Source organism: Streptomyces sp. 2131.1 (assembly GCF_900105515.1).
GTDB lineage: Bacteria > Actinomycetota > Actinomycetes > Streptomycetales > Streptomycetaceae > Streptomyces > Streptomyces drozdowiczii.
Genome location: NZ_FNSY01000001.1, coordinates 5,381,900 through 5,402,401, shown reverse-complemented (window position 1 = coordinate 5,402,401; position 20,502 = coordinate 5,381,900). Strand labels below are relative to the sequence as shown.

The 20,502-nt window shown below is 69.7% G+C and carries 16 protein-coding genes and 1 tRNA gene; 8 read left to right on the top strand and 9 right to left on the bottom strand.

All coding sequences use genetic code 11. The features are described from left to right. Window positions 1-79: 79 nt before the first annotated feature. Genes BLW14_RS24265 through BLW14_RS24250 form a run of 4 tightly spaced genes read left to right on the top strand, consistent with a single transcriptional unit; the run spans window position 80 to window position 4,392 of the window. Complete coding sequence (locus BLW14_RS24265; protein ID WP_093709298.1) at window positions 80-1,009, top strand: branched-chain amino acid ABC transporter permease; 930 nt, start codon at window positions 80-82, stop codon at window positions 1,007-1,009. A gap of 5 nt (window positions 1,010-1,014) precedes the next feature. Continuing rightward, complete coding sequence (locus BLW14_RS24260) at window positions 1,015-2,793, top strand: branched-chain amino acid ABC transporter permease (RefSeq protein ID WP_093709297.1); 1,779 nt, start codon at window positions 1,015-1,017, stop codon at window positions 2,791-2,793. Window positions 2,794-2,797: 4 nt separating this feature from the next. Further along, complete coding sequence (locus BLW14_RS24255) at window positions 2,798-3,679, top strand: ABC transporter ATP-binding protein (protein ID WP_093709296.1); 882 nt, start codon at window positions 2,798-2,800, stop codon at window positions 3,677-3,679. Next, complete coding sequence (locus tag BLW14_RS24250; protein WP_093709295.1) at window positions 3,676-4,392, top strand: ABC transporter ATP-binding protein; 717 nt, start codon at window positions 3,676-3,678, stop codon at window positions 4,390-4,392. The genes BLW14_RS24255 and BLW14_RS24250 overlap by 4 nt, the downstream gene beginning before the upstream one ends. Before the next feature lie 64 nt (window positions 4,393-4,456). Here the strand turns inward: BLW14_RS24250 and BLW14_RS24245 are convergent, their stop codons facing one another. Then, window positions 4,457-5,107, bottom strand: coding sequence for an ANTAR domain-containing response regulator (locus BLW14_RS24245; protein ID WP_018518762.1), 651 nt, complete (start codon window positions 5,105-5,107; stop codon window positions 4,457-4,459). Window positions 5,108-5,207: 100 nt separating this feature from the next. Between BLW14_RS24245 and BLW14_RS24240 the strand changes: the two genes are divergently transcribed. Both BLW14_RS24240 and BLW14_RS24235 read left to right on the top strand, forming a co-directional pair. Beyond that, window positions 5,208-5,280 (top strand) — tRNA-Leu (locus tag BLW14_RS24240). Window positions 5,281-5,390: 110 nt separating this feature from the next. Next, the gene (locus BLW14_RS24235) at window positions 5,391-6,170 is read left to right on the top strand and encodes a hypothetical protein (protein ID WP_093709294.1); all 780 of its coding nucleotides are present in this window, start codon (window positions 5,391-5,393) and stop codon (window positions 6,168-6,170) included. 6 nt (window positions 6,171-6,176) lie between these two features. Here BLW14_RS24235 and pyk read toward each other — a convergent pair whose 3' ends face one another. Together pyk and BLW14_RS24225 are read right to left on the bottom strand one after the other, a co-directional pair. Continuing rightward, window positions 6,177-7,610, bottom strand: a complete 1,434-nt coding sequence (gene pyk, locus BLW14_RS24230) for a pyruvate kinase (RefSeq protein WP_093709293.1) — start codon at window positions 7,608-7,610, stop codon at window positions 6,177-6,179. A gap of 146 nt (window positions 7,611-7,756) precedes the next feature. Beyond that, window positions 7,757-8,455, bottom strand: coding sequence for an SIMPL domain-containing protein (locus BLW14_RS24225; RefSeq protein ID WP_093709292.1), 699 nt, complete (start codon window positions 8,453-8,455; stop codon window positions 7,757-7,759). 194 nt (window positions 8,456-8,649) lie between these two features. On the opposite strand from BLW14_RS24225, the gene BLW14_RS24220 reads away from it, so the two are divergent. After that, window positions 8,650-10,461, top strand: coding sequence for a bifunctional metallophosphatase/5'-nucleotidase (locus BLW14_RS24220; protein ID WP_093709291.1), 1,812 nt, complete (start codon window positions 8,650-8,652; stop codon window positions 10,459-10,461). 76 nt (window positions 10,462-10,537) lie between these two features. Here BLW14_RS24220 and BLW14_RS24215 read toward each other — a convergent pair whose 3' ends face one another. The 6 genes from BLW14_RS24215 to BLW14_RS24190 all read right to left on the bottom strand — a co-directional run bounded on the left by BLW14_RS24215 (window position 10,538) and on the right by BLW14_RS24190 (window position 18,534). Next, a complete protein-coding gene (locus BLW14_RS24215) occupies window positions 10,538-11,431 on the bottom strand; it encodes a C40 family peptidase (RefSeq protein WP_256332870.1) in 894 nt (297 codons plus the stop codon). Between the two features lie 222 nt (window positions 11,432-11,653). Beyond that, a complete protein-coding gene (locus BLW14_RS24210) occupies window positions 11,654-13,060 on the bottom strand; it encodes a lysine N(6)-hydroxylase/L-ornithine N(5)-oxygenase family protein (RefSeq protein ID WP_093709290.1) in 1,407 nt (468 codons plus the stop codon). Next, window positions 13,057-14,460 carry a pyridoxal phosphate-dependent decarboxylase family protein gene (locus BLW14_RS24205; RefSeq protein WP_093709289.1) on the bottom strand — a complete coding sequence of 468 codons (1,404 nt, stop codon included), beginning with the start codon at window positions 14,458-14,460 and terminating at the stop codon, window positions 13,057-13,059. Before BLW14_RS24205 ends, BLW14_RS24210 begins: the two co-directional genes overlap by 4 nt. A gap of 286 nt (window positions 14,461-14,746) precedes the next feature. Beyond that, entirely contained in the window at window positions 14,747-17,248 is a 2,502-nt protein-coding gene (gene pepN / locus BLW14_RS24200) for an aminopeptidase N (protein ID WP_093709288.1), read from the bottom strand. Window positions 17,249-17,297: 49 nt separating this feature from the next. Further along, window positions 17,298-17,636, bottom strand: a complete 339-nt coding sequence (locus BLW14_RS24195; protein WP_093709287.1) for a chorismate mutase — start codon at window positions 17,634-17,636, stop codon at window positions 17,298-17,300. Between the two features lie 19 nt (window positions 17,637-17,655). After that, window positions 17,656-18,534 carry a helix-turn-helix domain-containing protein gene (locus BLW14_RS24190; RefSeq protein ID WP_093709286.1) on the bottom strand — a complete coding sequence of 293 codons (879 nt, stop codon included), beginning with the start codon at window positions 18,532-18,534 and terminating at the stop codon, window positions 17,656-17,658. Between the two features lie 143 nt (window positions 18,535-18,677). Between BLW14_RS24190 and BLW14_RS24185 the strand changes: the two genes are divergently transcribed. After that, the gene (locus BLW14_RS24185) at window positions 18,678-20,453 is read left to right on the top strand and encodes a glycoside hydrolase family 35 protein (protein ID WP_093709285.1); all 1,776 of its coding nucleotides are present in this window, start codon (window positions 18,678-18,680) and stop codon (window positions 20,451-20,453) included. Window positions 20,454-20,502: the final 49 nt, after the last annotated feature.

Here is a 20,502-nt window from a genome sequence, read left to right as displayed (position 1 = left end):
GAACACCCCAGACCGCGCGGGAGCGCTACGAGCACTCCCGCGCGGTGCCATATCCGAACCACTCCACGGAGGCCCTGCGGTGCACGAACTGCCGCAACAGCTGGCCAATGGACTCATCCTCGGCGCGATGTACGGACTCATCGCGATCGGCTACACGATGGTCTACGGAATCATCCAGCTCATCAACTTCGCCCACGGCGAGATCTTCATGATCGGAGGCTTCGGAGCTCTCACCGTGTCCCTCTGGATGCCGGCCGGCGCCAACCTCCTCGCAATCGTCCCCCTCATGATCATCGGCGGCGTCATATGCTCCGTCGCCGTCAGCGTCGCCGCCGAACGCTTCGCCTACCGGCCGCTGCGCAACGCCCCCCGGCTCGCCCCGCTGATCACCGCGATCGGACTCTCCCTCGCACTCCAGCAGGCCATCTGGAAGTGGTACCCCGACGCCACCAAGGACCACCCCTTCCCCCAGTTCAAGGGCGACGCCTTCAACATCCTCGGCGCCCACGTCCAGCGCGGTGACCTCTTCGTCCTCATCTCCGCCCCCGTCTGCATGATCGCCCTCGGGCTCTTCGTCTCCAAGACCCGCGCCGGCCGCGGCATGCAGGCCACCTCACAGGACCCCGACACCGCCAAGCTCATGGGCATCAACACCGACCGCATCATCGTCATGGCCTTCGCCATCGGTGCCGCGTTCGCCGCCGTCGCCGCCGTCGCCTACGGGCTCAAGAACGGCCAGATCGGCTTCCGCATGGGCTTCCTCATGGGCCTCAAAGCCTTCACCGCCGCCGTCCTCGGCGGCATCGGCAACATCTACGGCGCCATGCTCGGCGGAGTCGTCCTCGGCGTCGCCGAATCCCTCGCCACCGGCTACATGAGCGACGTCCCCGGCATGGAACTCTTCGGCGGCGGCGCCTGGAAGGACGTATGGGCCTTCGCCCTCCTCATCATCGTCCTCCTACTGCGCCCGCAGGGCCTGCTCGGCGAACGCGTCGCGGACAGGGCGTGATACGGATGACCACCGCACTCCTCCCGCTCCCCGCACCCGCAGCCCGCATCGCCACCCTCACCGGCGCCGCGGCCGCCCTCGCCGGCACCCTCCTCCCCTGGACCTGGACCTCCGAATTCCCCGGCGACCTCACCGTCACCGGCTACCCCGGCGGCCTCCAGGTCCTCACCCTCACCGGCGCGATCCTCACCCTGCTCTTCGCCCTCACCGGCTACGGCATCCCCGGACTGCGCTGGCTCACCCCCGCCGGCACCAACAGCCCCGTCCGCCTCCTCGCCCTCGCCACCCTCGGCACCACCGGCTACGCCATGGGCGCCATCTCCTACGAGCTCGGCGGCGTCGTCAACCTCGAACCCGGAGCCTGGGTCAGCGGCATCGGCGCACTCGTCGCCGTCATCGCCTCCCTCGCCCTCCCCTACGACGTCCCGCTCACCACCGACGGCCCCACGCCGAACGCCTGGCAGCGCTTCCGCAACAGCCTCGCCGCCCCCTCGGCGCCCCGCGCCAAGGCCCTCCCGGGCTGGGCCGAGATCATCATCATCGCCGTCGCCTTCGGCCTCGGGCTGTACGTCTTCACCTACGGCATCGACATCCCCACCGAGGACTCCGAACAGTTCATCGGCTTCCTCATCACCGCGGCCTTCGCCTTCACCGCACTCACCCGCGCCGGACTCATCGCCCGGCTCACCGCGCTGACCGCCAAGCACCGCAACGTCACCCTCGCGGCAGCCCTCGTCGCCGCACTCTGCTTCCCCTTCACCCAGGACACCGCGGAATACGCCCTCATCGGCGTCAACATCCTCATCTTCGCCACCGTCGCCCTGGGCCTCAACGTCGTCGTCGGCCTCGCCGGCCTCCTCGACCTCGGCTACGTCGCCTTCCTCGGCGTCGGCGCCTACACCGCCGCACTCGTCTCCGGCGCACCCCTCTCCGCGATCGGCGTCAAATTCCCCTTCTGGGCCGCCGTCCTCACCGGAGCGGTCGTCTCGATGATCTTCGGCGTCCTCATCGGCGCCCCGACCCTGCGGCTGCGCGGCGACTACCTCGCCATCGTCACCCTCGGCTTCGGAGAGATCTTCCGCGTCACCGTCAACGCCCTCAACGGCAACAGCGGCCCCGACCTCACCAACGGCTCACAGGGCATCCCCAGCATCCCCGACCTCAACCTCTTCGGGATCGACTTCGCCCTCAGCCACGACGTCGGACCCTTCACCCTCAGCAGGCCCGCCAACTACTACCTGCTGATGCTCGTCTTCACCGCCGTCGTCGTCCTCGTCTTCCGCCGCTCCGGAGAATCCCGCATCGGCCGCGCCTGGGTCGCCATCCGCGAGGACGAAACCGCCGCCACCGCCATGGGCATCAACGCCTTCCGGCTCAAACTGCTCGCCTTCGCCCTCGGCGCCACACTCGCCGGCCTCGCCGGCACCGTACAGGCACACGTCAACTACACCGTGACGCCCGAGCAGTACCAGTTCGCCGGCTCCGTGCCCCCGAACTCCGCATTCCTCCTCGCCGCCGTCATCCTCGGCGGCATGGGAACCCTCAGCGGACCCTTCGTCGGCGCCGCACTGCTCTACCTCATCCCGGCCAAGCTGCAGTTCATGCAGGACTACCAGCTCTTCCTCTTCGGCATCGCACTCGTCCTCCTCATGCGCTTCCGCCCCGAGGGCCTCGTCGCCGACCGCAGGAAGCAGCTCGAATTCCACGAGAACGACCAGCTCGACGTGCCCACACCCCGGAAGTCCGACGAAACGGACGCCGGCATCGCCAAGGCGGGGGCGTAACACCATGACCACCACCACCGAAACCGCCGCCAGGACGACCGTCCTGGACGCCAGCGGCGTCACCATGCGCTTCGGCGGCCTCACCGCCGTCCGCAACGTCGACCTCCAGGTCAACGCAGGCGAGATCGTCGGCCTCATCGGCCCCAACGGCGCAGGCAAGACCACCTTCTTCAACTGCCTCACCGGCCTCTACGTCCCCACCGAGGGCAAGGTCAGCTACAAAGGCACCGTCCTGCCTCCCAAGCCCCACCTCGTCACCAAGGCCGGCATCGCCCGCACCTTCCAGAACATCCGGCTCTTCGCCAACATGACCGTCCTGGAAAACGTCCTCGTCGGACGCCACACCAGGACCAAGGAAGGCCTCTGGTCCGCCCTGCTCCGCCTCCCCGGCTACAGCAAGGCCGAAAACGCCAGCCGCGAACGCGCCATGGAACTCCTGGAGTTCATCGGCCTCCAGGACAAGGCCGACCACCTCGCGCGCAACCTCCCCTACGGAGACCAGCGCAAGCTGGAAATCGCCCGCGCACTCGCCAGCGACCCCGGACTCCTCCTCCTCGACGAGCCCACCGCCGGCATGAACCCCCAGGAAACCCGCGTCACCGAAGAACTCATCTTCGCCATCCGGGACCAAGGCATCGCCGTCCTCGTCATCGAGCACGACATGCGCTTCATCTTCAACCTCTGCGACCGCGTCGCCTGCCTCGTCCAGGGCGAGAAACTCGTCGAAGGCACCGCGTCCGAAGTCCAGAGCGACGAACGCGTCATCGCCGCCTACCTCGGCACCCCCTTCGAAGGCGCCCCCGGCGCCGACGAGGTCGCCGAGGTCGAGAAGGCCGAAGCAAGCGCCGCCACCACCACCAGCACGGAAGAGGAGGACAACCGATGACCGCCCTGCTGGAGGTCGAGGACCTCCGCGTCGCCTACGGCAAGATCGAAGCCGTCAAGGGCATCTCGTTCACCGTCGAAGCCGGCCAGGTGGTCACCCTCATCGGCACCAACGGCGCCGGCAAGACCACCACCCTGCGCACCCTCTCCGGGCTTCTCAAACCCCTCGCCGGCCGCATCCTCTTCGAGGGCAAACCCCTCACCAACATCCCCGCACACAAGATCGTCTCCCTGGGCCTCGCCCACTCCCCCGAGGGCCGCCACATCTTCCCCCGGCTGACGATCACGGAGAACCTCCTCCTCGGCGCCTACCTCCGCAACGACAAGGCCGGCATCGAGAAGGACGTCCAGCGCGCCTACGACCTCTTCCCCATCCTCGGGGAACGCCGAAAGCAGGCCGCCGGAACCCTCTCCGGCGGCGAACAGCAGATGCTCGCCATGGGCAGGGCGATGATGTCCCAGCCCAAGCTGCTCATGCTCGACGAACCCTCCATGGGGCTCTCCCCGATCATGATGCAGAAGATCATGGAGACCATCGTCGAACTCCGCGCCTCCGGCACGACGATCCTCCTGGTCGAGCAGAACGCCCAGGCCGCGCTGTCCCTGGCCGACCAGGGCCACGTCATGGAGATCGGCAAGATCGTCCTCTCCGGCACCGGATCGGACCTCCTCCACGACGAGTCCGTCCGCAAGGCGTACCTGGGCGAGGACTGACCCGTACGCGCACGAGAAAGGCCCGCGCCATCACGGCGCGGGCCTTTCCTCTGCTTTACGGGGCCTACTCGGCGGCCTTCTTCTTCTCCTCGGCGTCCGCGATCAGGGCCTCGGCGAGCTGCTGCATCGACAGCCGGCGGTCCATCGACGTCTTCTGGATCCACCGGAACGCCTCCGGCTCGGACAGCCCGTAGTCCGTCTGCAGAATGCTCTTCGCCCGGTCCACCAGCTTCCGCGTCTCCAGCCGCTGCGCGAGGTCGGCGACCTCGTTCTCCAAAGCCTTCAGCTCGGAGAACCGCGACACGGCCATCTCGATCGCCGGTACGACGTCGCTCTTGCTGAACGGCTTCACGAGGTAAGCCATCGCCCCGGCGTCCCGGGCCCGCTCCACGAGGTCGCGCTGCGAGAACGCGGTGAGCATGAGGACCGGCGCGATGGACTCCTCCGCGATCTTCTCGGCGGCGGAGATCCCGTCGAGGACGGGCATCTTCACGTCGAGGATCACCAGGTCAGGCTTGTGCTCCCGAGCCAGCTCGACGGCCTGCTGCCCGTCCCCGGCCTCGCCAACGACGGAGTAGCCCTCTTCTTCGAGCATCTCTTTGAGGTCGAGGCGGATGAGCGCCTCGTCCTCGGCGATGACGACGCGGGTCGTCAGCGGCGGGACGTGCGACTTGTCGTCGTCGGCGACGGGCTGGGGCGACTCGGGGGTGGTCACGGGGCTCCTTGATTCAGGGCAGGTGCTGCTACCTGAGCCTACCTAGCTCCTGTATGTTTGAGTCACAGCGGGTCTGGGCTAGCCTTTGATCCTAATGTCAGCCCTGGTAGTCCAGCGGAAGAGACACGGTTCTCAAACAACCGACAGCGTGGGTTCGAATCCCACCCAGGGCACCTTACCTTTGATTCCAAGGTGCAAGCCAGCTTGGCGATCTTCACTCCCGCCGGTGAACGCACCCTCGAAGCAGGCACATGCCCACCAGAGTCGAACAAGACTTCGCCGCATGGACCAGCACAATCCGTCGTTACGCGACGAAGCACTCGCCCTCTTGCGGAGCGGAACCACAAACCGAGCGGTTGCTGAACTTCTCAATGTCCCGCGAGGGACAATCGGCTGGTGGCTGCACGAGGATCGCAAGCAGCGCGGAATCCAGTTCGAGCGGCCTACCGACTGCCCAGTGTGCACGGACCGAGAATTCGATCGCCTCGCGTATGCCTATTTGCTCGGCCTCTATCTGGGCGATGGCCACATCATCTCCAAGCGGAAGCAGCACCATCTGTCCATCTTCTGCGGCGAGGCACACCCGGGACTGATCGACGAAGCCGAGTCGGCCTTACGCCGAGTGATGCCCATGCCGCGCACCTCGCGGCGCCACAGAGACGGATGCGTCGAGGTCAAGTCCTACACCAAGCACTGGGCCTGCCTCTTTCCCCAACACGGCCCCGGCATGAAGCACACCCGCCGCATCGCCCTCGAACCCTGGCAGCAGGAGATCGTCGACGCCCACCCCTGGGACTTCGTCCGCGGTCTCATCCACTCCGACGGCTGTCGGACCATGAACTGGACGACCAGGGTGGTCGGGGGCGTCAAGAAGCGGTACGAGTACCCCCGGTACTGGTTCACCAACGTCTCGGACGACATCCGGCAGCTCTACACCGACACCCTGGACAAGCTCGGCGTCCGGTGGACGCACTGCACACGCGCGGGCAAGGAGTACAACATCTCCGTCGCCCGACGGGCGTCCGTCGCACTCATGGACGCTCACGTCGGGCCGAAATACTGAGCCGCCCTACTTCGGGCTGTCGTCCTCGCCGATGTGGTGCACGCGCACCAGATTCGTGGAGCCCGCGACACCAGGCGGGGAGCCGGCGGTGATGACCACCACGTCGCCCTTCTGACAGCGGCCGATCTTCAGGAGTTCCTCGTCGACCTGGGCGACCATCGCGTCCGTCGAGTCCACGTGCGGGCCCAGGAACGTCTCGACGCCCCAGGTCAGGTTGAGCTGGGAGCGCGTGGCCGGGTCCGGGGTGAAGGCGAGAAGCGGGATCGGGGAGCGGTAACGCGACAACCGCTTGACCGTGTCGCCGCTCTGGGTGAAGGCGACCAGGAACTTCGCGCCGAGGAAGTCGCCCATCTCCGCCGCCGCGCGGGCGACCGCGCCGCCCTGGGTGCGGGGCTTGTTGCGTTCGGTCAGGGGCGGGAGGCCCTTCGCGAGGATGTCCTCCTCGGCGGCCTCGACGATGCGGGACATCGTGCGGACGGTCTCGATCGCGTACTTGCCGACGCTCGTCTCGCCGGAGAGCATCACCGCGTCCGTGCCGTCGATGATCGCGTTGGCGACGTCGGAGGCCTCGGCGCGGGTGGGCCGGGAGTTGTCGATCATCGAGTCGAGCATCTGGGTCGCGACGATGACCGGCTTCGCGTTGCGCTTGGCGAGCTTGATCGCGCGCTTCTGGACGATCGGGACCTGCTCCAGCGGCATTTCGACGCCGAGGTCGCCGCGGGCGACCATGATGCCGTCGAAGGCGGCGACGATGTCCTCGATGTTCTCGACGGCCTGGGGCTTCTCGACCTTGGCGATGACGGGGAGGCGGCGGCCCTCCTCGTCCATGACGCGGTGGACGTCCTCGATGTCGCGGCCGCTGCGGACGAAGGAGAGGGCGATGACGTCGGCGCCGGTGCGGATGGCCCAGCGGAGGTCGTCGATGTCCTTCTCGGAGAGCGCGGGGACGGATACGGCGACGCCGGGGAGGTTGAGGCCCTTGTGGTCGGAGACCATGCCGCCCTCGACGACGGTGGTGCGGACGCGGGGGCCGTCGACCTCGACGACCTCCAGGGTGACGCGGCCGTCGTCGATCAGGATGCGCTCGCCGGGGGTGACGTCGGCGGCGAGGCCGCTGTACGTCGTGCCGCAGCCGTTGCGGTCGCCCTCCATCGGCTCGACGGTGATCGTGAAGTCGTCGCCGCGTTCAAGGAGTACGGGTCCTTCGCGGAAGCGTCCGAGGCGGATCTTCGGGCCTTGAAGGTCGGCGAGGACGCCGACGCTGCGGTGCGCCTCGTCGGACGCCTTGCGCACGCGGTGGTAGCGCTCTTCGTGTTCGGCGTAGCTGCCGTGGCTGAGGTTGAGGCGGGCGATGTCCATTCCCGCCTCGACGAGGTCCTTGATCTGCTCGTACGAGTCGGTGGCGGGTCCCAGGGTGCATACGATTTTGGCTCGGCGCATGGTTCGACCCTAGACCTTACCTATGGGTAGGTAATTGGCTGTGAATGACTGCTCAACCACCTTTGCGTGAAGGGTTATTGACAAGTGTTGAATTGTGCGGCGGCGTGCTCGGATGAGCACGCCCCGGTGTCCCCGTAGGTGGGAATTCAGAGTTTCGGCGGGGTCATGGTGAAGCGGGCGTTCACCTGCGCGTAGACGGTCTGGCGCTGGGGTTCGAGGTCGACGGGGGGCGGCGGGGCGCCGCCTCCGGCGGGGGCGGGCATCGCGCCGCCGTAGCCGCCGGTGCGGGCGTAGGCGACGGGGGCGGTGTTCTCCGCGCCTATGTCGGCGAGTTCGACGAGGGCGGCGAGGTCCGCGCCGAGGGCTCCGGCGTATTCGCGGGCGCGTTGGACGGCTTCGCGGACGGCTTGGCGGCGGGCTTCGCCGTGGGCGGGTGAGGTGGGGCGCAGGGCCCACCAGGGTCCGTTGACGTGGGTCATGTCGAGGTCGCCGACGCGGGTGACGAATTCGCCGAGTGCGGTGAAGTCGTTGAGGGCGGCGGTGATGTGGACGCGGCCGTGGTAGGCGCGGATCTTTTCGTCGCGGCCGCGGTGGACGAGTTCGGGGTGGATGGAGAGGGCGCCGGTTTCGAGTTTCTCGATGGCGTCGCCGTAGGCGCGGGCGAGTTCGAGGACGGTGTTGTTGCGGCGGGTGAGGTCTTCGAGGGCGGCGCGGCGGTCCTTGCCGCGGGCGGTGACGGTGATGGAGAGGCGGGCGATCTCGGGGTCGACTTCGAGGCGGGCTTCGCCTCGGACTGCGAGTCGGGGTTGGTCCGGGGTGCCGTAGGGCTGGGTGGGTTCGGTCATGGGTCCACTGTGGCATCCGGGGGTGACAGTCGGGGTGTTCACCGTCCGACGGCGTCCCGTCGATGTGTGGTCATGGAACGGAAACCTGCCGGGGGTGTTGCCGGGGGCGGTTCCTGGGTGATTATCTACGCGCGTTGTTGATCGGCGTACGACAGAACTTCGCACCAAGTGAACCGAAATGTGGGAGAGACGAGATGCCGCTGAACCGAAGGACGTTCCTGGGGACATCGGCCGCGGCCGGCGCGGGTGCGGTGGTGGTGGGCGGCGCCGCGTCGCCCGCTCAGGCGCACGGGCGTGGGCACGGTCATGGTCACGGGCGTCCGCAGAAGCGGTACTCGTTCACTGTGATGGGGACGACGGACCTGCACGGGAACGTCTTCAACTGGGACTACTTCACGGACGCCGAGTTCGACGACAAGGACCACAACGACGTCGGTCTGGCGAAGATCTCGACGCTGGTGGAGCAGGTGCGGCGTGAGAAGGGCCGTCACAACACGTTGATGATCGACGCGGGTGACACGATTCAGGGTACGCAGCTGTCGTACTACTACGCGAAGATCGACCCGATCACGGCGAAGCGTGGTCCGGTGCACCCGATGGCTCAGGCGATGAACGCGATCGGGTACGACGCGGCGGCGCTGGGGAACCACGAGTTCAACTACGGGATTCCGGTGCTGCGGAAGTTCGAGGAGCAGTGCGACTTCCCGCTGCTGGGGGCGAACGCGCTGGACGCGAAGACGCTGCGGCCGGCGTTCGCGCCGTACGTGATCAAGAAGCTGCGGACGCCGCACGGGCGTGATGTGAGGGTGGCGATTCTGGGGCTGACGAATCCGGGGATCGCGATCTGGGACAAGGCGAACGTGGGCGGGAAGATGGTGTTCCCGGGTCTTGAGGAGCAGGCGGCGAAGTATGTGCCGCGGTTGCGTTCGATGGGTGCGGACGTGGTGATCGTGTCGGCGCATTCGGGCAACAGCGGGACGTCGTCGTACGGGGACCAGATTCCGTACGTGGAGAACGCGGCGGGTCTGGTGGCGGAGCAGGTGCCGGGGATCGACGCGATCCTGGTGGGTCACGCGCACCTGGAGATTCCCGAGTACTTCGTGGAGAACAAGGAGACCGGGAAGAAGGTCGTGCTCTCGGAGCCGTTGAAGTGGGGGCAGCGGCTGACGCTGTTCGACTTCGAGGTGGTGTGGGAGAAGGGCCGCTGGGTGGTCGAGAAGGCGGGTTCGCGGGTGCTGAACTCGAACACGGCGGCGGAGGACCGGAAGATCACCCGGCTGCTGGCGGACGAGCACAAGAAGGTCGTGGCGTATGTCAACCAGGTGATCGGTACGTCGGCGGCGGAGATGACGACGGCCGAGGCGGCGTGGAAGGACGAGCCGATCATCGATCTGATCAACGTCGTCCAGGCGGAGACGGTGAAGGCGGCGCTGGCGGGTGGTGAGTACGCGGAGCTGCCGGTGCTGTCGCAGGCGTCGTGTTTCTCGCGTACGGCGCGGATTCCGGCCGGGAGCGTGACGATCAAGGACGCGGCGGGTCTGTATCCGTTCGAGAACACGCTGGAGGCGCGTCTGGTGACGGGTGCGCAGATCCTGGATTACCTGGAGTTCTCGGCGAAGTACTACGTGCAGACGGCGGCGGGTGCTCCGGTGGATCCGGAGAAGCTGACGAATGCGGAGAGCACGCCGGACTACAACTACGACGCGGTGTCGGGGCTGACGTATGACATCGACATCGCGAAGCCGGTGGGTTCGCGGATCGTGAATCTGTCCTTCGAGGGGAAGCCGATCGACCCGAAGGCGCAGTTCGTGCTGGCGGTGAACAACTACCGGGCGAGCGGTGGCGGGAATTTCCCGCACGTTCCGGCGGCGAAGCAGCTGTGGGCGAATTCGGAGGAGATCCGGAACACGATCATCGCCTGGGTGCAGGCGAAGGGTTCGGTGGACGGTGCGGAGTTCGCTTCGGTGGACTGGAAGCTGACGCGGGACGGTGTGCCGGTGTTCTAGTGGCGCCTGTGCGGTGTGACGGCGGTCCCCTTTCCTTCCGCGGGTGCGGTGGGAAAGGGGGCCGCTGTGGTGTGTGTCAGCGGGTGCCGAGGAGGGTGCGCCAGGTGTTGGGGCTTATGACGCCGTCGGCGGCGAGGGCGTGGGCCTTCTGGAAGCGGGTCACGGCGGAGCGGGTCGCGGGGCCGAAGCTGCTGTCGGCGGCGATGGAGTAGCCGCGTGCGATGAGGAGTTGCTGGGCGGAGCGGACGTCGGTGCCCTTGGAGCCGTTCTTGAGTACGGGCCAGGCGGCGCTGGGGGTGGAGGGCGTGCTGCTGCCTCCGCCGCTGCTGCTTCCGCTGAGCTTGAGGGGTCGGTAGGGGTCGTAGTTGTCCTTGCCGATTCCGTAGCTGAGGGTGCGGTGGGTGGTGCCGTGGGAGCCGCGCTGTTCGTAGGCCCAGTAGGAGCTGTGTGAGGTGTTGGCCCACTTCTCGAAGATGACGACGTGGCGGAAGTCGCCGTCGCTGGTGCTGGCGTCGATGAGGAGGTCGCCCTTGCGGAGCTGGCTGGTGCCGCTGAGGTGCTTGGTGACGCCGCTGGAGGAGCTGGCGAGGCCGACGGTGTTGAGGCCGGGCTTGCCGAGGGCGAGGGCCATGGAGACGAAGCCGGAGCAGTCCTGGCGGTAGCCGTCCTTCCAGACGCGCTGCATGCTGTACGGCACCTGGTGGCCGCCGTTGGCGGTGAGCCAGGTGCGGGCCCGGTTGATCATGGTGTCGGGCGAGATGGTGGCTGTGGCCAGGGTTGATATCTGGTCGGTCTGGGTGACGAGGTTGCTGTCGGTTTCGGGTTCGGGGCCGTAGTCGGTGTCTCTGGCGGCGGCGACGTTCTTCTGGTCGGTGGTGTCGTCGGTGAGCGACGGTACGGCGATGGCGGCTGCGACTCCTGCTGCGACGACGCCGGCGAGGGCGATCTGCGTGCGGCGGGTGAGTGACATGGTTTTTTCCCCCGATGTGTTCCGTGGTGCGGCATGCGGTTCGACGGTGCCCGTGGGTGCGGGGTGGTGTCGTTCCGGGTGTGCCGCCTGGTGGCTGACGGGGCACCACGATGGCAAGTGCGGGGGCGTGGGCCCAGCGTTGCGCGAAAGCCGGATCCGGTAGTGACGTGTCCTCAACAATGTCGGCGGTTGGCGGGCGGCTTGTTTCGGGGACCGGGTGGGTCAGTTGTGGTGGGTGAGGGGGACGAGGGTGGGCTGCTGGGTGGGGATGGCGGGTGGGGTGAGGCCGAAGGTGGTGAAGGCGGTGCGTTGCGGGAGGGGGTAGGGGGTGGTGCCGGTGAGGTTGTTGAGGATGGTGGCGCTGCGCCAGGCGGCGAGGCCGAGGTCGGGGGCGCCGACGCCGTGGGTGTGGCGTTCGGCGTTCTGTACGTAGATGTGGCCGGTGATGGCGGGGCCGAGGTCGAGGCGGTGGTGGGTGTCGACGCGGGGGCGGCCGGCGGTGTCGCGGCGGAGGTGGGGCCCGACGTGTTCGAGGAGGGTGTCGAGGGGGCGTTCTCGGTAGCCGGTGGCGAGGACGACGGCGTCGGTGGTGAGGCGGGTGCGGGTGGATTGCTGGATGTGTTCGAGGTGGAGTTCGACGCGGGTGTTGGCGACGCGTCCGGCGGTGCGTACGGCTACGCCGGGGGTGAGGGTGGCGTCGGGCCAGCCGCCGTGGAGGGTGCGGCGGTAGAGCTCGTCGTGGATGGCGGTGATGGTGTCGTGGTCGATGCCTTTGTGGAGTTGCCATTGCTGGGGGACGAGGGTGTCGCGTACGGGTTCGGGGAGGGCGTGGAAGTAGCGGGTGTAGTCGGGGGTGAAGTGTTCGAGGCCGAGTTTGGAGTACTCCATGGGGGCGAAGGCGGGGGTGCGGGCGAGCCAGTGGAGTCCTTCGTTGCCGGTGGGGCGGGCGCGGAGGAGGTCGAGGAAGATCTCGGCGCCGGACTGCCCCGATCCGATGACGGTGATGTGGCGGGCTCGGAGGAGGCGTTCGCGGTGGTGGAGGTAGTCGGCGGAGTGGATGACGGGGGCGGTGCCGGTGTCGGTGAGGGGTTTGAGGGGTTCGGGGATGTGGGGTTCGGTGCCGATGCCGAGGGCGATGTGGCGGGTGTGGGTGCGGCCGAGTGATTCGGCTTCGCCGTGGGCGTCGAGTTGGGTGTGGTCGACTTCGAAGCGGGCGGTGTGGGGGTCCCAGCGGATGGCGTCGACCTGGTGGCCGAAGTGGAGGCCGGGGAGCTGTGTGCTGACCCAGCGGCAGTAGGCGTCGTATTCGGCGCGGTGGATGTGGAAGCGCTCGGCGAAGTAGAAGGGGTAGAGGCGGTCCTGGGTGCGTTGGTAGTTGAGGAAGCTCCAGGGGCTGGTGGGGTCGGCGAGGGTGACGAGGTCGGCGAGGAAGGGGACTTGGAGGGTGGCGCCGTCGATGAGGAGCCCGGGGTGCCAGTGGAAGGCGGGGCGCTGTTCGTAGAAGGCGGTGGTGAGGGGGGTGGGGAGGCCGTGGGCGAGGGCGGCGAGGGAGAGGTTGAAGGGGCCGATGCCGATGCCGACGAGGTCGTGGGTGGGGTGGGTGTCGGGGGTGGGTGGGGCGGCGGTCATCGGAGGGTGCTGCCTTCCTTGAGTTCGGCGGTGAGGTGGGTGACGAGGGCGAGGAGGCGTTGGAGGTCGTCGGGGGTGGTGTGGGGGTTGAGGAGGGTGGCTTTGAGCCAGAGGCGGCCGTGGGTGTGGGTGCGGCCGAGTACGGCGTGGCCGCGGGTGAGGAGGGTGCGGCGGACGGTGGCGACGGTGTGGTCGTCGGCGTCGGTGGGGCGGAAGAGGACGGTGCTGATGGTGGGGCGCTCGTGGAGTTCGAGGCCGGGGGTGCGGGTGATGAGGTCGGCGAGGGTGTGGGCGGCGGCGCAGGTGCGGTCGACGAGGTCGGCGAGTCCGGTGCGGCCGAGGGCCTGGAGGGTGACGGCGATCTTGAGTGCGTCGGGGCGGCGGGTGGTGCGCAGGGAGCGGCCGAGGAGGTCGGGGAGGCCGGCTTCGGTGTCGTCGTCGGCGTTGAGGTAGGGGGCGTGGTGGTGGAGGGCGTGGAGGTGGTGGCGGTCGGGGACGGCGAGGATGCCGGCGGATGCGGGTTGCCAGCCGAGTTTGTGGAGGTCGAGGGCGACGCTGTCGGCGCGGTCGAGTCCGTCGAGGAGGTGGCGGTGGGTGGGGCTGAAGAGGAGGGGTCCGCCGTAGGCGGCGTCGATGTGGAGTTCGGCGCCGTGTCGGGCGCAGAGGTCGGCGATGTCGTTGAGGGGGTCGATGCGGCCGCTGTCGGTGGTGCCGGCGGTGGCGGTGACGAGGAGGGGGCCCTGGTTGTGGTGGCGGGCGAGGGTCTCGTGTAGTGCGGGGATGTCGATGGTGCCGTCGGGGGCGGGCACGGTGAGGGGTTCGGGGAGGCCGAGGAGCCAGGCGGCGCGGGCGATGCTGTGGTGGGTGTTGGCGCCGGTGATGGTCTGGACGGGGCCGTGGCGTTCGCGGGCGAGGAGGAGGCCGAGTTGGTTGGCCTCGGTGCCGCCGGTGGTGATGAGGGCGTCGGGTGCGGGGCGGTGGGGGTAGATCTCGGCGGCGAGTGCGGCGGTGGTGTCGGCTTCGAGGGTGGAGGCGGCGGGGGCCTGGTCCCAGGAGTCCATGGAGGGGTTGAGGGCGGAGGCGGCGAGGTCGGCGGCTGCGGCGAGGGCGAGGGGCGGGGTGTGGAGGTGGGCGGCGCAGAGGGGGTCGGCGGGGTCGGCGGCGCCTTCGGTGAGGGCTTCGACGATGGTGGCGAGGGCGTGGTGGGCGCCGGTGCCCTGTTCGGGGATGAGGGGGGTGAGGGCGGTGCGCATGCGGGGGTCGACGGTGTCGGGTCCGCCTGCGGGGAGAGGGCCGTCGCGGCGTCGGGCGCCTTCGGTGAGGGCGGTGAGGACGGTGTCGAGGAGGGGGCGCAGTGCGGTGGGTCCGGTGGTGGACCCGGCGAGGGGTGGTACGGGCATGGGGTGGCCGGTCCTTCGGGCGCGCGTGGGCGGGGTGCGGGCATGGGTGTGCGTGCCAGCTTGTCCGGGTTTCGGGTGGCGCGGCCGGGGAGCCGGGTGATCTGAACTCGAAAGGGTGGCGGGGCGCGTGCGGGGCCGGGTCGGCGGGGGCCGGGGTGGTATGGGCTGCGGGGTGTGCGGTTGGTGGTACGCGTGTGCCCGGCGCGCTCCTCGCGGTGAGGGGCGGGCCGGGCACGGGTGCGGTTGTGGTCAGTTGGCGTCGCGTACGTGCGGGGCGCGGTTGTGGTCAGTTGGCGTCGCGTACGTGCAGGGCGCGGCGCATGTCGTCGATCTGGTCGGTGAGTTTGCGCCGGAGGGCGGGGGTGAGGCCGGGGTCGTCGAGGGCTTCCTCGCCGAGGCGGAGGCTGTCGGCGTCGACGGCGTGGGCGGGGAACGCCTGGCTGCCGGCGGCTTCGGCGATGGCGGGGCCGCGGCGGGCCGCGAGCTGGGCGGCCTCGGGGTAGTAGCGGGGCACGTACGCGCGTACGAGGTCGGCCTGTTCGGGTTGCCAGAAGCCCTGGGCGGTGGCGGTGAAGAGGTAGTTGGAGAGGCTGTCGTCGTGGAACATCGCGTCCCAGGCGGCGGCCTTGGCGTCGGGGTCGGGGAGGGCGGCGCGGCAGCGGGCGGCGCCTTCCTGGCCGGTGGCGCTGGGGTCGTCCTCCAGGGCGGCGGCGATGGCGGTCTCGTCGGTGGCGCCGAGGACGGCGAGGCGGGTGAGGATGCGCCAGCGGAGCTCGGGGTCGAGTTCGGGTCCGCCGGGGACGGTGTCGTCGGCGAGCCAGCCCTGGATGGTGTCGGGCTGGGTGGCGGCGTCGATGAGGTGGCGTACGGCGGTGAGGCGCAGGCCGGGGTTGGTGCCGTCCTCGGTGCGGCGGATGAGGTCGCGGCAGAGGGCGGTGAGGGTGGCGAGGGCGGCGGGGCGGTCCTCGGGGGCGGTGTAGCGGCCGGCGACCTGGCGGCCCGCGAAGGCGAGGACGCCTTGGAGGAGGGCGAGGTCGGTCTCGTACGGGAGGTGGGCGCGGGCGGCTTCGAGGTAGGTGCTGGGGGCGAGTTCGCCGTCGCGGACCATGTCGCGGGCGGCGTTCCAGACGACGGCGCGGGTGAGGGCCTCGGGGATGCCGGAGAGGCTGTCCAGGACGGTGTTCCAGGAGGTGGGGTCGAGGCGGATCTTGGCGTAGGTGAGGTCTTCGTCGTTGATGACGACGAGGGCGGGGCGGCGGCCGGGGCGGGCGGCGGGGGCGTCCTCGGGGACGCCGGTGGTGAAGCGTTCGCGCAGGACGAGGGGGGTGGGGCCGTGCTGGGTGTCGAGGCTGTGGTCGTACACGCCGACGCTGATGCGGTGGGGGCGGGTGCCGTGGTGGTCGACGGTGAGGGACCAGGTGGTGTCGGTCTCGGCGGTGTGTGCGGTGAGGGTGTCGATGCCGGTGGTGCGCAGCCACTGTCCGGCCCAGGCGTGGACGTCGCGGTCGGTGGCGGAGGCGAGGTTGTCGATGAAGTCGGCGAGGGTGGCGTTGCCGAACTTGTGGCGGGCGAAGTGCTTGTTGATGCCGGTGAGGAAGTCCTTCTCGCCGAGCCAGGCGACGAGCTGGCGGAGGGCTGAGGCGCCCTTGGAGTAGGAGATGCCGTCGAAGTTGAGGAGGGCGGACGCGGTGTCGGGGACGTCGGCGGGGTCGGGGGCGACGGGGTGGGTGGAGGGGCGCTGGTCGGCGTCGTAGCCCCAGCCCTTGCGGGTGACGCCGAACTCGGTCCAGGTGTCGGTGAAGGCGGTGGCTTCGGCGAGGGTCTGGTAGCCCATGTACTCGGCGAAGGACTCGTTGAGCCAGATGTCGTCCCACCAGGCGAGGGTGACGAGGTCGCCGAACCACATGTGGGCCATTTCGTGGGCGATGACCATGCCGCGGGTCTGGCGTTCGGTGTCGGTGACGGCGGAGCGGTAGACGAATTCGTCGCGGAAGGTGACGAGTCCGGGGTTCTCCATGGCGCCGGCGTTGAATTCGGGGACGAACGCCTGGTCGTAGGAGTCGAAGGGGTAGGGCTCGTCGAACTTCTCCTGGAAGCGGTCGAAGCAGGCCCGGGTGATGTCGAGGATCTCGTCGGCGTCGGCGTCGAGGTGGGGGGCGAGGGAGCGCCGGCAGTGAATGCCGAAGGGGAGTCCGGCGTGCTCGGTGGTCACGGAGTGCCAGGGGCCTGCGGCGACGGCGACGAGGTAGGTGGAGACGGGTGGTGTGGGGGCGATGGTCCAGCGGCCTTCGCCGGTGTGTTCGGCGATGCCGTTGCCGAGGACGGTCCAGCCTTCGGGGGCGGTGACGGTGAGGGCGAAGACGGCCTTGAGGTCGGGCTGGTCGAACGCGGCGAAGACGCGCTGGACGTCCTCCATGAAGAGCTGGGTGTAGACGTAGGTCTCGTTGTCGCTGGGGTCCGTGAAGCGGTGCATGCCTTCGCCGGTGCGGGAGTAGTGCATCGCGGCGTCGACGCGCAGTTCGTGCGGGCCTGTGGTGAGGCCGTGCAGGGGGAACCGGTTCCCGGTGAGGTCAGCGGGGTCCAGCGGCTGCCCGTCCAGGCTGATCGAGCGCAGGGTGGCGGGCTTGAGCTCCAGGAAGCTGTCACCGGCCTTGCGTACGGTGAACTCGATGCGGGTACGGGAGTCGAAGGTCTCCTCCCCCGCGGTGAGGTCGAGTTCGACCGTGTATCGCTGTACGTCGAGGATCTGGGCTCGGGCCTGCGCTTCATCGCGCGTCAGTACGGACATGGGGACATGCTGCCGTATGCGGCGGGCGGCGCGCAGGCGGGTTCCCGGGCTAGCGCACCCCCGCCCCCTCGGTGCCGTTGGCGGACTCCTCGGCGATGCGTTCGTGGTGGCGGATGACCTCGGCGACGATGAAGTTGAGCAGCTTCTCGGCGAAGGCGGGGTCGAGGTGGGCGCTCTCGGCGAGTTCGCGCAGGCGGCCGATCTGGCGGGCCTCGCGGGCCGGGTCGGCGGGCGGGAGGTGGTGGGCGGCCTTGAGGTGTCCGACCTGCTGGGTGCATTTGAAGCGTTCGGCGAGCATGTGGACGACGGCGGCGTCGATGTTGTCGATGCTCTGGCGCAGCCGGTCGAGTTCGACGCGTACGGATTCGTCGATGTCGTTCGTGGTCATGGGCAGCGAGCTTACGGGGCTACGAGGAGATCGTCGGTGGGTGTTCGGGGCCCGGGACGCGGTCGCTCCAGCCGCCCGGAACCGTACGCCCCTGCTGTTCGCGGAAGCGTACGGGGGCCATGCCGACGCGGCGGGCGAAGAGGCGGGAGAAGTAGGCGGGGTCGTCGTAGCCGACGCGGCGGGCGACGGCCGCGACCGGGAGGTCGCCGGTGGCGAGGAGTTCCTTGGCGCGGCCGAGGCGGATGGTGAGGAGGTAGTCCTTGGGGCTGCATCCGGCGCCCCGGCGCACCGCGGTCCGCAGTTCGGCGGAGGTCATGCCGTGGCGGGCGGCGTGCTCGGCGACGGACAGCGGCTGGAAGGCGTCCCGGGCGAGGGCCTGGAGGACGGGGTCGCCGTCGGGGCCGACGTCGGCGCGGGCCCGGCGCAGGGCGACGAGGAGTTCGTGGACGGCGGCCCCGGTCTCGACCTCCAGGAGCGGGTTGCCGCGCCGGGCTGCCCGGACCATGCGGCCGACTGCGGCGCGGGGCGCTGCGGTGTCGGAGAGGGGGACGAGGGGGCGGTCGGGTTCGATGTAGCCGAGTTCGGTGTACGTGGTGGTGGCGGGCCCGGTGAAGTCGACGAAGCTCTCGTCCCAGCCGGTGCCGGGGTCGGCGCCGTAGTGGTGGGGGGTGCCGGGGGTCAGCCAGATCAGGCTGGGCGCGGTGACGGGGAGCCGCCTGCCGTCGGGGCCGGCGAACCAGCCGCTGCCGGAGTGGACGACGACGGCGACGTGGTGGTCGAGGGTGCGCGGGCCGACGGTGGGGAGGGTGCCGTGCTGGAGGCCGACGCCGAGGCAGACGAGGCCGAGGCGGTGGTGGAGCGGGCTGGGCGTGAAGAAGCGCATCCAGGTGTGGTACATCGGCCCCTTCTCTCCCCGGTCCTCGTGTCGTACGCCTGTGAGCAGGCGGTTGTCCAAACAGCAGAGATCTTTGTCCATGGACCGGCCGCACGCCAGGGGTGAGGCTGGATGGAGACATTCCGCGCATCAGGAGAACGAGCACCATGGCTGACTTCACCGTCGGGGACGACGACTTCCGGATCGACGGGAAGCCCGTTCGGCTGCTGTCGGGTGCCCTGCACTACTTCCGGGTGCACGAGGGGCAGTGGGACCACCGGCTGGCGATGCTGCGGGCGATGGGCCTGAACTGTGTGGAGACGTACGTCCCGTGGAATCTGCACGAGCCGCGGCCGGGTGGTTTCCGGGACGTCGGGGCGCTGGGCCGGTTCCTGGACGCGGCGCACCGGGCCGGGCTGTGGGCGATCGTGCGCCCGGGTCCGTACATCTGCGCCGAGTGGGAGAACGGCGGGCTGCCCGCGTGGGTGACCGGGCGGTTCGGGCGGCGGGTGCGGACCCGTGACGCGGGGTACGTCGACGCGGTGCGGGCGTGGTTCGCTCAGCTGCTGCCGCAGGTCGTGGCACGGCAGGTGGACCGCGGCGGTCCGGTGATCATGGTGCAGGCGGAGAACGAGTACGGGAGTTACGGCACGGACGCCGTGTATCTGGGGCAGCTGGCGGACCTGCTCACCGAGTCCGGGGTGGTGGTGCCGCTGTTCACCTCGGACGGGCCGGAGGACCACATGCTCACGGGGGGTTCGGTGCCCGGGCTGCTCGCGACGGCGAATTTCGGTTCGGGTGCCCGTGAGGCGTTCCGGGTGCTGCGCCGGCATCAGGCGTCGGGGCCGCTGATGTGCATGGAGTTCTGGTGCGGCTGGTTCGAGCACTGGGGCGCGCCGCCGGTGGTGCGGGATCCGGCGCAGGCGGCGGGTGCGCTGGCGGAGATCCTGGAGTGCGGGGCGTCGGTGAACGTCTACATGGCGCACGGCGGCACGAACTTCGGGGGCTGGGCGGGGGCGAACCGTTCGGGCCCGCTCCAGGACCAGGGGCTGCTGCCGACGGTGACGTCGTACGACTACGACGCGCCGGTCGACGAGTACGGGCGGGCGACGGAGAAGTTCCGGCTGTTCCGGGAGGTGCTCGCCGGGTATGCGGACGGGCCGCTGCCCGCGCTGCCGCCGGAGCCCGTCGGGCTGGCCCCGGTGCGGGCGGAGCTGACGGAGTGGGCGCCGCTGCCGGCCGTGCTGGAGGCGCTGGGCGACGAGGAGTCGGCGGAGTCGGCAGTGCCGCCGACGTTCGAGGAGCTGGGCGTCGACCGCGGCCTGGTCCGTTACCGGGTCGCCGTGCCGGGTCCGCGCCGCCCGTACGCGCTGGGTGTCTCGGGGCTGCGGGACCGGGCGGTGGTGTACGTGGACGGGGTGCGGCGGGGTGTCCTGAGCGAGGAGTCGGCGGCGCTGGAGGAGCCGGTGGCCGGGCCCGCCGAGGTGGAGCTGTGGGTGGAGTCGCTGGGCCGGGTCAACTACGGGCCGCGGCTGGGCGAGCCGAAGGGGATCACCGGGGGCGTGCTGCACGAGCGCCAGTACCTGCACGGGGTGCGGGCGCGGGCGCTGCGGCTGGACGCGTTCGACGAGCCGGGGGCGGTGGCGGGCGTGCCGTTCGTCCCGGTCGACGGGGAGGGCGGGGCGGGTCTGTACCGGGGCACGTTCGACGTGGCGGCCGGGGCGGATCACGCGGGGCTCGAACTGCCCGGCTGGACGCGGGGGTTCGTCTGGGTGAACGGCTTCTGCCTGGGCCGCTACTGGTCGGCGGGCCCGCAGCACACGCTGTACGTGCCGGGTCCGGTGCTGCGGGACGGGGCCAACGAGGTGTGGGTGCTGGAGACGGAGGGCGCGGGGGCGCCGTTCGTCGAGCTGGGCCCGGGGCTTGCGGTCCGTACCGGCTGACAGCCCCGGGGCGCTCGCCGCGGTCTACAGTGGTGAGGAGTCGAGCGTC